Raw genomic sequence first — 14537 nt, 5'->3', positions numbered from 1 at the left:
GCCGTTATTAGCTACTCCTCTTCATCGCTGCGCTGATCAACACGCAAAAATGTATTGCGGTAGTGAGCCAGCTCAGCAATCGACTCTTTAATATCGTCCATCGCCAAGTGGACATTCTTTTTACTAAAGCCCGCCAGCGCGCCAGGGTTCCAGCGCTTAGCCACCTCTTTCAAGGTCGATACATCGAGATTTCGGTAATGGAAAAAGTTAAGCAGCGCGGGCATTTCGCGCTCCAGGAAGCGCCGATCTTGATGAATGCTATTGCCGCACATGGGTGACGAACCAGCTACCGCGTACTGCTGCAAAAACGCCAGGGTTTGCTGCTCAGCTTCTAAGGTTTTCACTTGACTGGCTTTGACGCGTGCGACTAAACCGGACTCGCCGTGGGTTTTCTGATTCCAGTCATCCATCTGCGCCAGCAGGCTATCGGGCTGCTTGACCGCAATCACAGGGCCTTCTGCCACGACGTTCAAATCCGCATCGGTAATTAACGTCGCCACTTCAATGATGCGCTCTTTATTCGGGTCCAGACCGGTCATTTCCAGATCAATCCAGACCAGAAGGTCATTCCGGGGCGCAGTCGTTTGGTTACTCATTCGCTTCCTTCCTTTGCCAGATTGGCGGTTATCAACGTGCAATTGTGCCTTAAATTCAAAAAAGTGTCTTAAATCGCGTTGCCAAGCAGGCCACGCAGGACAGCTCGCCCCGTTGATAGGTACAATGACGTCTATTGTAGCGATCATCAGGTGGTCATGAGCAAACGTAAATTAAGTCGCCAGCAGCAGTGGCGCGTCGATAAAGTCCAGGCGGAACGCGCCCAGCGTGCTGAAAAGCGCGATGTGCAAGATGCTGAAAAGCTTGCCGCCGGCGAATACGGCGCCGAACAGCCAGGCCGCGTCGTTGCTCACTTTGGGCGAACCCTAGAGGTGCGTAACAGCGACAATGAACCGGTGCGCTGCCATTTACGCGCCAACCTGACGGGCCTTGTCACCGGCGACCGGGTGATATGGCGCGCAGGACAGGAAGGCGCTGGCGTGGTGGTGGCTCGTGAAGAACGTGATAGCGTGCTTAAACGCCCCGATGCACGGGGCCTGCTCAAACCCGTTGCCGCCAATATCGATCAGCTGTTGATCGTGTTTGCGGTGGAACCCGCGCCCCACGCCAACCTTATCGACCGCTACCTGGTCGCCGCCGAAGCCACCGGCATTGCGCCAGTGCTGGTACTCAATAAGACTGACCTACTGCCGGAGGGTGGTGGCGAGCTGGGCAAGCTGCTTGAACGCTATTCGGGCTTAGGCTACCCGGTGGTGCGCACCACCACCGCCACAGAAACCGGGCTAGACGAGCTACGCACCCAGCTTGAAGGGCGCACCTCCGTGTTTGTTGGCCAGAGTGGCGTCGGCAAGTCATCGCTGATCGACCTGCTGCTACCCGATGAAACGCTGCGCATTGGCGCGCTCTCGGAAGACTCCCGCAAAGGCACCCACACCACCACCACAGCACGGCTTTACACCATGAGCCGAGCAGAAGTGGCCGATGGCGATCTGATCGACTCACCGGGCATTCGCGAATTCGGCCTGGTACACCTCAACGAGCAGGAAGTCACTGAAGGCTTTATCGAGTTTCGCGACTATATTGGTCACTGCCGTTTCCGTGATTGCCGCCATCGTAATGAACCCGGCTGCGCTTTACTCGCAGCGGTTGAGGCAGGCAAGATTCATCCAGCACGCTTTGCCAGCTATCGACGCATTCTTGATAGCTTAGATGGCTAGGATTTATAGGAGTTACCCATGAGCACTGAAAGCCAATCGTCAGAAGCTAACCTGCTGCCACTGATCGTTGAACCCGAGCAGTTGCACGAACATTTAGACGACCCGCAACTGCTGATCATTGATGTGCCGGTTAACGGCGACAGCTATCGTCAAGGCCATGTGCCTGGCGCTGTTTTCCTCGATTTTCGCTATTTAATGCGCGGTGACGGTCCCGTGCCTAGCGATGTGCCGAGTGTCGAAGCGCTATCACAGCTATTTAGTGCGCTTGGCCTAACCCGTGATACCCACTTAGTGGCTTACGATGACGAAGGTGGCGGCTGGGCGGCCCGGCTGCTCTGGACGCTAGACCTAATCGGCCACACCCGCTATTCGTATTTAAACGGCGGCATTCATGCCTGGCGCGATGCGGGCATGGAAGAGAGCACCGAGCCCACAGCGCCGACTCCCAGCGATTACCATGCTGAGATTCTCAACCCTCAGGCGCTGATCACTGCGGATGAAATCAAAGAAAAGCTCGATGATAAGCAATTCGCAGTATGGGATGCGCGTTCCAAAGAGGAATACGATGGCGTCCGCGGTAACAACAAGCATCTGGGCCATATCCCCGGAGCGGTGAATATGGACTGGCTTAACGCCATGGATCGTCAGCGCGCGCTGCGCATACGCGATTACGCCGAGCTGGTCACCGAGCTGGACGCTTTAGGCTTAACGCCAGAGATGGAAATTGCCACCCATTGCCAAAGCCATCACCGCAGCAGCTTTACCTGGCTGGTAGGCAAGGCGCTGGGCTTTAACATGCGCGGCTATGCGGGCTCCTGGGGCGAATGGGGCAACCGCAACGACACACCGATTGAGAAGTGAAAAATTACTGTGACCCTTTCCCAAAAAGCATTTTCGCTACTCCAATACCCGCTGCCTCAACACGCGCTATCACGCCTGACGGGCAAGTTTGCCCAGTGCGACAACCCCTGGTTGAAAGATACCTTGATTAGGGCGTTCATCAAGCGCTTTAACGTCGATATGAGCCAGGCGCTGGAACCTGACCCCAGCGCCTACGCCACCTTCAACGACTTCTTCACCCGCGCGTTAAAAGCCGATGCACGCCCCCTGGGCGACGGCATTCTAAGCCCCGCCGATGGCACGCTTTCCCAGTATGGTCGCCTTCAGGCCGGGCAGCTGGTGCAGGCCAAGGGGCATACCTACTCTGCCCAAACCCTGCTCGGCGGAGAGACCGCCCTAGCAGAAGAATTCTTGGGCGGTAGCTTTGCCACGGTGTACCTCTCCCCCCGGGATTATCATCGCGTACACATGCCGATCACCGGCACGCTACGCGAAATGATCTACGTGCCAGGGCGGCTTTTTTCGGTCAACCAGGCCACCGCCAACTACGTGCCGGGCTTGTTTGCCCGCAACGAGCGGCTAGTGTGTGTTTTTGATACCTCCCAGGGGCCGCTGGCCATGGTGTTGGTGGGGGCGATGATCGTCGCCGCGATTGAAACCGTTTGGTCGGGTCAGGTCACGCCGCTTTCCGGCCAGCCCCAGCGCATGCAGTTTGGCCAGCCCATCACGCTAGAAAAAGGCGCTGAGATGGGCCGCTTCAAGCTCGGATCTACGGTGGTCATGTGCTTTGCAAAGCCGGTTAATTTTGAAGCAATACCTGTGCCCACCATGGTCAGCATGGGAGAGTCGCTAGCCGATAGCTAGCAACGGGGGGTAGCAAACGCAAGCACGTCTTCCAGGCGTGCTTTTCCCAGCGCCAGCTGAATCAAACGGTCAATTCCCAACGCGACCCCAGCACTCGCAGGCAGGCCGTGCTCAAGCGCCGCTAACAGGCGCTCATCGATATCGACTTCCGGCAACCCTAAGCGCTGACGCTCCGCGTTATCGTCAGTAAAGCGGGCACGCTGTTCAGCGGCATCGGTTAATTCATCGTAACCGTTCGCCAACTCAATACCGTTCAGATAAAGCTCAAAGCGCGACGCGACCCAATCACCACCTGCATCTTGATGACGACGCGCTAACGCCGCCTGGCTAGTAGGATAATCGGTTACCACGCTAAGCTCGTACTGGCCCAACTGCGGCTCAATCACCACGCTCATCAGCAAGTCCAAACAGGTATCGCGGCCTTCATCGGCTAACGCATGGGCAGGCATTTTCGCCCGCTGTGCGGCAACGGCCCTTAGCGTCTCCAAGGAAGTGGTAAAAGGGTCGACCGCTAAATGGGTATGAAATAGCTCGCGGTAACGGTAATGCACCACTGGACCAGGGAAGCTAGGTAGCAGCGTCATCACCAGTGTTGCTGTTTCATCAATCAGTTTATCCAGCGTAAACTGCGGCCGGTACCACTCCAACATGGTGAATTCAATATTGTGGCGGCTGCCTACTTCACCGTCGCGATAGCTCTTGGCGAGCTGAAAAATAGCGCCGCTGCCAGCCGACAGCAGGCGCTTCATGTGGAACTCCGGGGACGTTTGTAGCCACAGGCGGCGCTGGCCTTTATCCGTGCGCGCCAAGGTGTGCAGCGAGACCAAATGCACATCCGTGCTTCCCCCTTGCCCCAGCGTCGGTGTTTCTACTTCCAGCACGTCGCGCTCGGCAAAAAACGCCCGCACGCTAGCCATTAACCGCGCCCGTTCGCGCAGCGTTTCAATTGACGCCGAGGGTTGCCAATCAATGGCCATCACGACTCCTTAGCCAGACGTTTCCCAATTAAAAATGGCCACGCACTATGCGTGACCATTAAATAATCCCAACGGACAGTGGTTAAGCGCGGGAGACGTACTCGCCACTGCGCGTATCAATTTTAAGGACTTCGCCCTGGTTAATAAACAGCGGTACGCGAACCACGGCTCCCGACGATAGTGTCGCAGGCTTAGAACCGCCCTGGGCGGTATCGCCTTTCAAACCGGGATCTGTTTCCACGACCTCCAGCTCAATAAAGTTGGGCGGCGTGACGGAAATTGCCTTGTCATTCCAAAGTGTAATGATATAGGGCACCTGCTCTTTCAGCCACTTGATGGTATCGCCTAACGCTTTTTTCTCTACCGCATACTGCTCAAACGAGCCGTCAGTCTTCATGAAGTGCCACATATCTCCATCGTTGTAGAGATACTCCATCTCCAAATCCATGACATCGGCACCTTCCAGCGAGTCACCGGATTTAAAGGTACGCTCACCAACACGGCCGGTCATCAGGTTCCGCAGCTTAACGCGGTTAAACGCCTGGCCCTTGCCCGGCTTGACCAGCTCGTTTTCAACGATCGCACAGGGATCGCCGTCGAGCATTACTTTCAAACCGGCCTTGAATTCGTTGGTAGAATAGTTCGCCATAATGCCTCTCAATTATCCATTGCAGTTATCTATTTCAGCATGTGGTACGCGAAGGCATACTTCGCCGTAAAATGCGTCGTCATCAATAGTGTCGCTAAATAAGTCGGCGCATGATAACCCGAAGGAGGACTTTTTTGCAGGAGAACATCATTATCGCCGCTCAGCAGGCGTCTGCCCAGGTCTCTCTCTCCTGGCAGCAGCAGCTTTCCCAGGCAATTCGCGACCCTATCACCCTCTGCCAACGGCTGGGGCTGAGCGACCACTGGTTGCCAGGCGCGCGGGCGGGTGGGCAGCTCTTTGAGATCTGCGTGCCTGAGGCTTATCTTGCACGCATTGCGGCCAATGCCCCCAATGATCCATTACTGCGTCAAGTACTGCCTGTTAGCAATGAAACATTAACACCCCAGGGCTATGTGACCGACCCGCTGGCAGAAGCCGAGCATCGGCCGGCAAAAGGGCTGATCCATAAGTACGCTGGCCGAGTACTACTTATTGCCAGCCCTAACTGCGCCATCAACTGCCGCTACTGCTTTCGCCGCCATTTCCCCTACAGCGACAACTCACCTTCCCGAGCGCAGTGGCAGGAGGCGCTGGATTACCTGCGCGCCGACACAACGCTGCACGAGGCGATTCTCTCCGGCGGCGACCCGCTGGCCGCCAACGACCGCCAACTGGCCTGGCTGGTCGAGCAGCTAGAAAGCATCCCGCACCTCAAACGGCTGCGCATTCATACCCGCCTGCCAGTGGTGATTCCCGACCGGGTCGACGATGCCTTGCTTGGCTGGCTGTCTGCCACCCGCCTACAAAAAGTCGTCGTGCTGCATATCAACCATGCCAACGAGATCGACCACGCGGTGATTGATGCCTGCGCGCGCCTTAAACAAGCCGGTGCAACGCTACTCAACCAAAGCGTGCTACTGCGCGGGGTCAACGATAGCATCGATACGCTGGCCACGCTTTCCGAGCGGCTGTTCGAAGCCGGCATATTACCCTACTACTTACACGTGCTCGATCCGGTGCAAGGCGCTGCCCACTTTGATGTGTCTGATGACGAAGCCCGCGAGCTGGTGGCTCAACTGCGCGAGCACCTCCCCGGATTTTTAATGCCCCGCCTAGTGCGCGAAATTCCCGGCCAAGGGAGTAAAACGCCGTTATGAATAGCTTTACCCAGTATTCACCACGCCACAAACGCTTTAAACGAGTGCAAGTAGCGCCTTCAATGCACCAATATGGCTCATAATAAAAGTCTCGGCGGATTAAAAATAATTATTTATTTACTTCAAACAGCTGAATTAAAAAATATTTTAACTAATCGGCCATGTTTTTGCTTTAAACCTGAGTGACACAAACGGGGTATTGGCTGCAAACGCTGCCACACAATCTAGTTTTCCAAAAGATCGCTAGGGTTCCGACACCATCAACGTATTACCCCTGATAGGTGTGGCTGGTCCGAGAGCAATCGACCTAACGCTTAAGCGCTAGGTTACACGGCGGGACAAAAGCCCGGGAGGATAAGGCACAGTGATGCGCCGATGCCCCCGAGTTTTCCCCTAGCCGCTGGAGGCTTTCATGACCCGTTGCAACCGTATTCACTTAGACCGTATTTCCCCAACACGCCTATCCTTTGCCCCGCTAACTGCTGCACTGGTAGTAGCAACCCTCACGTCTCCCCTGTCTATCAGTAACGCACAAGCTCAAGAGCGCGATGATTTTAGCGTCTGCTGGTCGATTTATGCAGGGTGGATGCCCTGGGCCTACGCCGACGTTGAAGGCGTGGTCGACAAATGGGCCGACGAGTACGGTATTAGCATTGATGTAGTGCAGGTAAACGATTACGTCGAGTCAATCAATCAGTTCACTTCGGGCAACGTTGATGGCTGCGCCATGACCAACATGGATGCGCTAACGCTCCCTGCTGCCAGTGGTGTTGATTCTACCGCGCTAATCGTTGGCGATTACTCCGACGGCAATGACGGCATTGTCATGAAGAGCAGTGACGAGCTTGCCGATATCGAGGGTAGCGAAGTCAATCTGGTTCAGTTCAGCGTATCGCACTACTTGCTCGCTCGCGCACTTCAGAGCGTTGGTCTAACTGAACGCGATGTCGAAACCATCAATACCGCCGATGCCGACATTGTCGGACTCTTCACCAGCGAGTCTACCGAAGCCGTTACCACCTGGAACCCTCAGCTCAGTGCAATTGCCGAGATGCCAGACGCCAATGTGGTGTACACCTCTGCCGAAATTCCCGGCGAAATTCTTGATCTGATGGTCGTCAATACCCAAACCTTGGCTGATAACCCAGAACTCGGTCACGCCCTGGTGGGTGCTTGGTACGAGGTCATGGAGCTGATGGCCAATAACGACGAGCGCGCGCTCACGATGATGGCCGATGCCGCAGGTACAGATTTAGATGGCTATCGGAATCAGTTGGCGGCCACCTATCTATATACCGATCCCGCCGAAGCAGTTGAGTTTATGGAGAGTCCCGAACTGCTCGAAACCATGGAGCGGGTCGCCGAGTTCAGCTTCGAGCACGGCCTGCTCGGTGATATGGCGCCCAACGCAGGCGTAGTAGGTATCGAAACGCCGAGCGGCGTGTTTGGTGATGAGGGCAACGTGCAACTGCGCTTCGATCCAAGCTTTACGCAAGCCTTCCTCGAAAAGCAGTGATTAGCGATACGGGAGTGGCATCTGCCGCTCCCTCAGCTCTCCTATGCTATGGACACCGCCATGAAGCGATTAATCAATTTAACGCCCTCCCCGGGGGGCCGCTGGCTCTTGGGTCTGCTGCCTTTTTTACTATTGGGAATGCTTTATATCAGCCTGTCTAACGCTAGGCTGGCGGAAAATCCAGATGACCGCTTACTTCCTGCGCTTACCACCATGGCGCAGTCGTTTCACCATTTAGCGACGGCAGAGAACGTGCGCACTGGGCAAATCGTGCTGTGGGCCGACACTTTCGCAAGCCTTGAACGTATTGTTATTGGCGTCGGCATCAGCGCACTGATTGGTTTGGTGGTCGGTATCGTCAGCGGCGGCATTCCGCTTATCCGCGCCAAGCTTTCGCCTCTGGTCACCGTCGCCTCACTGATTCCCCCCATGGCGATATTGCCTATCCTGTTTATCGCCTTTGGTACCGGTGAAGCCGCAAAAATCGGACTCATTGTGATTGGCGTAACACCATTTCTGATTCGCGACCTTCAAGGTCACGCCCTGCGACTACCCGATGAGCAGCTGATTAAAGCGCAAACGCTGGGCGCCAGTTCTTGGCAGGTGCTGCTAAGGGTATTGTTGCCCCAACTGACTCCTCGACTATTAAACGCCACCCGTCTGGCGCTGGGCACCGCTTGGTTGTTTTTGATCGCCGCCGAAGCGATTGCCGCTCAGGAAGGCCTGGGTTACCGCATCTTTTTAGTACGCCGCTACTTATCAATGGACATTATCTTGCCCTACGTAGCCTGGATTACCTTCCTGGCGTTTTTGCTTGACCAACTGCTGGCTTGGGCATCGCGTCTTGCCTTTCCCTGGTATCACACGGGCGAAGGAGATAACTCATGAGCCTTCTCGCTGCCAAACGATTAGAGAAGCACTACGGCAATCACATTGTGTTGGAAAATCTTAACTTTAGCGTTGAGGCCGGCGAGTTCGTCACCCTAGTAGGTGCCTCGGGCTGCGGTAAAACCACCTTTCTAAAAATGCTATTGGGCACCGAAGCCATCTCTAAAGGCAGCTTAACACTTGATGATAAGCCCATCCCCAATGAGCCCGGCCCCGATCGAGGCGTGGTATTTCAGAAGTACTCCGTATTTCCGCACCTAACCGTGCTGGGCAACGTGATGATTGCCGACGAACTGCACAGCGCCAGATTGTTGGGCAAGAGTTTCGGTGCCGCCAAGCGTCGCGCAATTGAAAAGGCCCGCGCGCGTATTGACGAAGTCGGTCTAGACCAAGCCCTAGATAAATACCCGCATGAGCTTTCCGGCGGTATGCAGCAGCGCTTAGCCATCGCCCAGGCGCTAATGATGCGACCACGTATTTTACTGCTCGATGAGCCTTTCGGCGCACTGGACCCCGGCATTCGCCAGGATATGCACGTGCTTATTAACCGTCTTTGGCAAGAGCAGCAGCTGACAATTTTCATGATCACCCACGATCTTAAAGAAGCCTTTGAGCTGGGTACGCGGCTATGGGTCTTCGATAAAACCCGCCACGACCCCCAAGCGCCGGAGGCCTATGGCGCCACCATCACCTACGACCTGCCAATCTCCCGAGACCGCCCCTCTGAAGCATTGAAGGAGAAATTGCAAAAAGACGGTCTGCAAACCCACACCCAGGAGACGCTTTTATGACTTTTCTGAAAAACGAAGCGCACTACACTACCCATTTACCTGGCGGGCATCACTGGTCGCTGCGCCTGCGCCGAGGCACCACGCTCACCTTGACTGCCCAGCAGGCCGACAGCAATGTGGGGCTTTTATGCTACAACCCGGAAAACTTGCTGGAACGCTTAAATCTACCCGACACCTTAAAATGCCAGCACACTTTTAAGCTGACTCAGGGCCACTGTCTCTACTCGGACATGGGACGGATTTTTGCCTCCATCACCCATGATGATCTGGGCTGGCACGATAGCGTGGGCGGTAACTTGATGCCCCGCCACTTAGTTGAGAAAGGCTGGCAGCCCGTCAGCTACCAGCAGGCCCACAACGACTGGACACGCACTGGCTTCGACGCTTTTTTGGTAGAGCTTGCCAAGTACGGCTTAGGCCGCCGGGATATGGCGGCCAATCTAAATCTTTTCTCACGGGTAGACAGCGACGATGAGGGGCAACTGCGCTATGCAAGCGGTCACTGCCAGCCAGACAATAGCGTTACGCTGCGCTTTGAGATGGATACCCTCGTGCTGTTGCACACCTGCCCCCACCCGCTTGACCCAAGCGCTGACTACCCCCGTCGCGGTGTAGACATCACCCTCGGCACCGCCGAGCCGCCCACAGAAGACGACCCTTGCTACCGCTCACGGCCTGAAAACGCTCGCGGCTTTGCCAACAATCGCCTTTACCACCTCGGCCTATAAGGGGGAGACAACACCATGATTATTGAAAGTACCCTACGCCCCGAAAACGCCTTGAGCCGTACCACGGTTAATGCTGGCGATCATTACATTGGCACCGTCAAGCGCGGCCAAACCCTGCGCATTCTCGATTTAGAGGGCAACCAAGCCGCCGACACGCTGTTCTTCAGCGCTGACGATACCGCCGAGCGCTACAGCGCTATGGATACCGTGCGCGAACAGGGCGCCGTTTACCTCACCGCAGGCTCACCACTTATCTCCAGCGAAGGCCGCACCATGCTGACGATTACCGCTGACACCTGCGGCCGCCACGACACCCTGGGCGGCGCCTGCGCCAGTGAGAGCAACACCGTGCGCTACGATTTGGAAAAACGCCATATGCACTCCTGCCGAGATAATTGGATGCAGGCGATTGCCAACCACCCCGAGTTCGGGCTTACCAAGCGCGATATTACCCACAACATCAACTTCTTCATGAACGTGCCGGTCACCGCCGACGGCGGACTGACATTTGAGGATGGCATCTCCGCGCCGGGCAAATACGTTGAGATGGTCGCCGAGATAGATGTGATCGTGCTGGTCTCCAACTGCCCGCAGCTCAACAACCCCTGCAACGGCTACAACCCAACGCCTATCGAACTGTTGGTTTGGGAAAGCTGAAAAAGCAATAAAGCCCTGGGGACGACCCCAAGCGGCCAACTACCCAGCGGGACGACCCGTCATTGTTTGCAGGTAGTGCTATGTCCACAAATAAACTGTTTAGCAAAGTGCTCATTGCCAATCGCGGTGCCATTGCCGCACGCATTTTACGTACTCTGAAAGCGCTCAATCTCGGCAGCGTGGTGGTCTACGCCGATGCCGACCGGGACGCCCCCTACGTTCACCAGGCCGATGAAGCCTATTCCCTGGGCGAAGGCTCCGCCAGCGACACCTATCTTGATATCGACAAGCTGATAGCCATTTGTAAGCAAAGCGGTGCCCAAGCGATTCATCCGGGCTACGGCTTTCTGTCCGAGAACACCCGCTTTATCAACGCCTGCGACGCCGCCGGGCTCACCTTTTTAGGCCCCACCGCCGAGCAGATTGAGCAGTTTGGCCTGAAACACCAGGCCCGCGCCCTGGCCGAACAGGCGGGCGTGCCCCTTGTGCCAGGTTCTAAGCTTCTCGAAAGCGTTCATGAGGCGCTCACCAGCGCTGAGCAGATTGGCTACCCGGTGATGCTCAAATCCACCGCCGGCGGTGGTGGCATCGGTATGCAGGTGTGCCAAACCCCCGCCGAGCTTGAGCGTGCCTTTGATTCGGTGAAAGGCTTAGGTGAGCGCAACTTCGGCGACGGCGGCGTGTTTCTGGAAGCCTATATTGCCCGCGCCCGCCACCTGGAAGTCCAGCTATTTGGCGACGGCCAAGGCAGTGTGATCGCCCTCGGTGAGCGCGACTGCTCCACCCAGCGCCGCCACCAAAAAGTACTCGAAGAGTGCCCGTCCCCCAACTTGCCAGAATCTGTTCGCCAAGCGCTGCACGCCACGGCGGTTCAACTGGGTAAAGCAGTCAACTACCGCAGCGCCGGTACCGTCGAGTTTATTTACGATGCCGAACGGGAAGCGTTTTACTTTTTAGAGGTCAATACCCGCCTCCAGGTCGAGCACGGCGTCACCGAAATGGTCTATGGCGTCGATATCGTTGAGTGGATGGTTCGCCTGGGTGCCGGGGAACTGCCCGTTCTAGAAACGCTCGCAAACGACCTCGCTCCACGCGGTCATGCCGTTCAGGCGCGCCTCTACGCCGAAGATCCGGCCCACGATTTTCGACCCAGCGCAGGTTTGCTCACAGAGGTCGATTTTCCAAAGACTGATGGTCTGCGCATCGACCATGCCATTGAAGCTGGGCTAGAAATATCCGCGTTATTTGACCCCATGCTGGCCAAGGTGATTGTTCATGCCGACAGCCGAAACGCCGCTATCGAACAATTAGCAGGCACGCTGGATAACGCCAGCGTTTACGGCATTACCACCAACCGCACTTGGCTTGCCCATGCGCTGCGCGCTGATCGTTTCCGCAACGCCGACCTAGATACCCACTGGCTAAGCACCTTGGAGTGGGCACCGCCCGCCATTGAAGTGATCGCCCCGGGTACAATGACGACGGTTCAAGACTACCCTGGCCGCCAGGGCCACTGGGACGTAGGCGTACCGCCCTCCGGGCCGTTCGATGACTGGTCGTTTCGCCTGGGTAACCGTCTGCTTAATAACACCGCCGATGCTGCCGGGCTTGAAATCACCCTGACTGGGCCGACGCTGCGCTTTCACCGCACCACGCAAGTTGTGCTGACGGGTGCTGAACTCTCCGCCACGCTGGATGGCGAAACGGTCGAATTCTGGCAGGTACTCGATATTCCTGCCGGTGCCACGCTGACGTTGAGCAAAGCCGCAGCGGGTGCTCGCGCTTATCTATTGGTGCGAGGCGGTATCCAGTGTCCGCGCTATTTAGGATCGCGCAGCACCTTCACACTGGGTCAGTTTGGTGGCCACGGCGGCCGTGCGCTGCGCAGCGGCGATATGCTCGATTTACCCGCGCTTGCCGCCACCTCGCAAGCGCAGCTGGATGAATCGCTAATACCCACCTTTGGCCGCCAAGAGCGCGGGAAAACCTGGCAAGTGGCCGTGCTTTACGGCCCCCACGGCGCGCCGGACTTTTTTACCAATGACGATATCGAGCGCTTCTTCGACCACGAGTGGGAAGTGCACTATAACTCCAGCCGTACCGGCGTGCGGCTGATTGGACCACGCCCCGAGTGGGCAAGAGCCGACGGAGGCGAAGCGGGCTTACACCCCTCCAATATCCACGATAACGCCTACGCGTTTGGGACTATCGATTTTACCGGCGACATGCCAGTGATACTTGGCCCCGACGGCCCCTCGCTGGGAGGTTTTGTCTGCCCGGCTACCGTGGTGCGCGCCGAACGCTGGAAGCTAGGCCAGCTCACCGCAGGCGATAAGGTTCGCTTTGTGCCGGTGAGCCTCGACACTGCCCGCAGCCTGGAAGCTTGCCAGCTCGCCCAGCTGGAGACCCTTACAGCGGTGCCCGTCCAAGAGATCCAGCCAGAGCGCGATACCCCGGTCCTACGCGACGTCTCTGCAGAGGAGGCTGGTGAGCGCATTGTTTACCGCCGTGCCGGGGACGATTTTCTGCTCATCGAGTTCGGCGCGATGGAGCTGGACATCGCGCTGCGCTTTCGAGTACATGCCTGGATGCTCTGGTTGCAGAAACATTCGCTACCCGGCCTAAAGGAGCTAACCCCCGGCATTCGCTCGCTGCAAATTCACTACGAGCCGCTGGAACTAAGCCTTGATGCGTTGCTCGCCCACCTGAATACAGCCGAGCAGGCGCTGGTCGATATCGAATCGCTGGAAGTCGAGTCACGGATAGTGCACCTACCGCTCTCCTGGGATGACCCCGCCTGCCACGAAGCCATCGAAAAATACCAGCGCAGCGTGCGCCCGGATGCGCCCTGGTGCCCCAGCAATCTCGACTTTATTCGCCGTATTAATGCACTCGAAAGTGAAAAGGAAGTGCGCGATATCGTCTTTGATGCCCGCTACTTGGTGATGGGCCTCGGCGACGTTTATCTGGGCGCACCGGTGGCCACCCCGCTGGACCCGCGCCAGCGCTTGGTGACCACTAAATACAACCCCGCCCGCACCTGGACGGCAGAAAATTCTGTAGGCATCGGCGGCGCCTACCTATGCGTTTACGGCATGGAAGGCCCCGGCGGTTACCAGTTCGTTGGTCGCACGTTGCAAATGTGGAACCGCTACCGCACCACCCAGCACTTCGAGAACCCATGGCTGCTGCGCTTTTTTGACCAACTGCGCTTTTATGAAGTCAGCCACGACGAGCTTGAACAGATTCGCCGCGATTTCCCCCACGGTCGTTTTGAGCTACCCACCGAAACGGCACGCTTCCGCCTGGCAGACTACCAAGCCGACATCGACAAAAACGCCGAGGCGATTGAGACCTTCCGTGCCAAGCGCGAAGCAGCCTTCCAGGCAGAGATGGCCGCCTGGCGGGCCAACGGTCAGTTCACCTTTGAGGACCAAGCCCCGGCCAGCGCAGAAATCGAAACCTTAGGTGACGACGAAGTCGGCATCGAAAGCCCCGTAACGGGTAGCCTTTGGAAACTACTGGTCAAAGAAGGCGAGCAGATCAGCGCTGGTCAACCGGTGGCAGTCGTCGAATCGATGAAAATGGAGGTGGAAGTGACCGCTCACTGCGCAGGTCGTGTTGCCCGGCTGCCCATTAACGAAGGGGCATCAATTGGGCCAGGGCAACCATTGGTGGTACTCACCAGTGAATAGAGA

The 14537-nt window shown here is 56.8% G+C and carries 13 protein-coding genes and 1 riboswitch; of the genes, 10 read left to right on the top strand and 3 right to left on the bottom strand.

All coding sequences use genetic code 11. From position 1 onward, the window contains the following. Positions 1-11: 11 nt before the first annotated feature. Complete coding sequence (orn, locus tag RZA33_RS07540; RefSeq protein ID WP_317507240.1) at positions 12-596, bottom strand: oligoribonuclease; 585 nt, start codon at positions 594-596, stop codon at positions 12-14. Between the two features lie 156 nt (positions 597-752). On the opposite strand from orn, the gene rsgA reads away from it, so the two are divergent. From rsgA to asd, 3 genes are read left to right on the top strand one after another with little or no spacing between them, the layout of a single operon-like run. Next, positions 753-1772 carry a small ribosomal subunit biogenesis GTPase RsgA gene (gene rsgA / locus RZA33_RS07535; RefSeq protein ID WP_317507239.1) on the top strand — a complete coding sequence of 340 codons (1020 nt, stop codon included), beginning with the start codon at positions 753-755 and terminating at the stop codon, positions 1770-1772. Between the two features lie 18 nt (positions 1773-1790). Next, positions 1791-2633: a sulfurtransferase gene (locus tag RZA33_RS07530; protein ID WP_317507238.1), complete on the top strand. Its 843-nt coding sequence runs from the start codon at positions 1791-1793 to the stop codon at positions 2631-2633. Positions 2634-2642: 9 nt separating this feature from the next. Beyond that, positions 2643-3476: an archaetidylserine decarboxylase gene (gene asd, locus RZA33_RS07525; protein ID WP_317507237.1), complete on the top strand. Its 834-nt coding sequence runs from the start codon at positions 2643-2645 to the stop codon at positions 3474-3476. Here asd and epmA read toward each other — a convergent pair. Both epmA and efp read right to left on the bottom strand, forming a co-directional pair. Further along, the gene (epmA, locus tag RZA33_RS07520; RefSeq protein WP_317507236.1) at positions 3473-4453 is read right to left on the bottom strand and encodes an EF-P lysine aminoacylase EpmA; all 981 of its coding nucleotides are present in this window, start codon (positions 4451-4453) and stop codon (positions 3473-3475) included. The two genes, asd and epmA, sit on opposite strands and share 4 nt — an antisense overlap. Before the next feature lie 82 nt (positions 4454-4535). After that, the gene (efp, locus tag RZA33_RS07515) at positions 4536-5102 is read right to left on the bottom strand and encodes an elongation factor P (RefSeq protein WP_317507235.1); all 567 of its coding nucleotides are present in this window, start codon (positions 5100-5102) and stop codon (positions 4536-4538) included. A 134-nt stretch (positions 5103-5236) separates the two neighbouring features. Here efp and epmB point away from each other — a divergent pair, with 134 nt between their 5' ends. The 7 genes from epmB (at position 5237) to uca (ending at position 14534) form a co-directional block, all read left to right on the top strand. After that, positions 5237-6259 carry an EF-P beta-lysylation protein EpmB gene (gene epmB / locus RZA33_RS07510; protein WP_317507234.1) on the top strand — a complete coding sequence of 341 codons (1023 nt, stop codon included), beginning with the start codon at positions 5237-5239 and terminating at the stop codon, positions 6257-6259. 232 nt (positions 6260-6491) lie between these two features. Then, positions 6492-6614, top strand: a riboswitch (guanidine-I (ykkC/yxkD leader). Positions 6615-6671: 57 nt separating this feature from the next. Next, positions 6672-7775: a putative urea ABC transporter substrate-binding protein gene (locus RZA33_RS07505; RefSeq protein WP_317507233.1), complete on the top strand. Its 1104-nt coding sequence runs from the start codon at positions 6672-6674 to the stop codon at positions 7773-7775. Between the two features lie 60 nt (positions 7776-7835). Beyond that, positions 7836-8663, top strand: a complete 828-nt coding sequence (locus tag RZA33_RS07500) for an ABC transporter permease (RefSeq protein WP_317507232.1) — start codon at positions 7836-7838, stop codon at positions 8661-8663. After that, positions 8660-9454: an ABC transporter ATP-binding protein gene (locus RZA33_RS07495; RefSeq protein ID WP_317507231.1), complete on the top strand. Its 795-nt coding sequence runs from the start codon at positions 8660-8662 to the stop codon at positions 9452-9454. The genes RZA33_RS07500 and RZA33_RS07495 overlap by 4 nt, the downstream gene beginning before the upstream one ends. Further along, a complete protein-coding gene (locus RZA33_RS07490) occupies positions 9451-10182 on the top strand; it encodes an urea amidolyase associated protein UAAP1 (RefSeq protein WP_317507230.1) in 732 nt (243 codons plus the stop codon). The genes RZA33_RS07495 and RZA33_RS07490 overlap by 4 nt, the downstream gene beginning before the upstream one ends. A 15-nt stretch (positions 10183-10197) precedes the next feature. Beyond that, the gene (locus RZA33_RS07485) at positions 10198-10839 is read left to right on the top strand and encodes an urea amidolyase associated protein UAAP2 (protein ID WP_317507229.1); all 642 of its coding nucleotides are present in this window, start codon (positions 10198-10200) and stop codon (positions 10837-10839) included. An 80-nt stretch (positions 10840-10919) separates the two neighbouring features. Next, positions 10920-14534, top strand: a complete 3615-nt coding sequence (gene uca / locus RZA33_RS07480) for an urea carboxylase (RefSeq protein WP_317507228.1) — start codon at positions 10920-10922, stop codon at positions 14532-14534. Positions 14535-14537: the final 3 nt, after the last annotated feature.

The sequence above is a fragment of the Halovibrio sp. HP20-59 genome, assembly GCF_033052795.2.
Lineage (GTDB): Bacteria > Pseudomonadota > Gammaproteobacteria > Pseudomonadales > Halomonadaceae > Vreelandella.
The sequence above is the reverse complement of the archived record's forward strand: the minus strand, read 5'-3'. Positions and strand labels throughout refer to the sequence as shown.

Excerpts from the sequence above, each read along its gene's own strand:
- RZA33_RS07490 (WP_317507230.1), top strand. The coding sequence starts at position 9,451 with ATGACTTTTCTGAAAAACGAAGCGCACTACACTACCCATTTACCTGGC.
- RZA33_RS07530 (WP_317507238.1), top strand. The coding sequence starts at position 1,791 with ATGAGCACTGAAAGCCAATCGTCAGAAGCTAACCTGCTGCCACTGATC.
- RZA33_RS07505 (WP_317507233.1), top strand. The coding sequence starts at position 6,672 with ATGACCCGTTGCAACCGTATTCACTTAGACCGTATTTCCCCAACACGC.
- RZA33_RS07485 (WP_317507229.1), top strand. The coding sequence starts at position 10,198 with ATGATTATTGAAAGTACCCTACGCCCCGAAAACGCCTTGAGCCGTACC.
- efp (WP_317507235.1), bottom strand. The coding sequence starts at position 5,102 with ATGGCGAACTATTCTACCAACGAATTCAAGGCCGGTTTGAAAGTAATG.
- rsgA (WP_317507239.1), top strand. The coding sequence starts at position 753 with ATGAGCAAACGTAAATTAAGTCGCCAGCAGCAGTGGCGCGTCGATAAA.
- RZA33_RS07500 (WP_317507232.1), top strand. The coding sequence starts at position 7,836 with ATGAAGCGATTAATCAATTTAACGCCCTCCCCGGGGGGCCGCTGGCTC.
- RZA33_RS07495 (WP_317507231.1), top strand. The coding sequence starts at position 8,660 with ATGAGCCTTCTCGCTGCCAAACGATTAGAGAAGCACTACGGCAATCAC.
- epmA (WP_317507236.1), bottom strand. The coding sequence starts at position 4,453 with ATGGCCATTGATTGGCAACCCTCGGCGTCAATTGAAACGCTGCGCGAA.
- orn (WP_317507240.1), bottom strand. The coding sequence starts at position 596 with ATGAGTAACCAAACGACTGCGCCCCGGAATGACCTTCTGGTCTGGATT.
- uca (WP_317507228.1), top strand. The coding sequence starts at position 10,920 with ATGTCCACAAATAAACTGTTTAGCAAAGTGCTCATTGCCAATCGCGGT.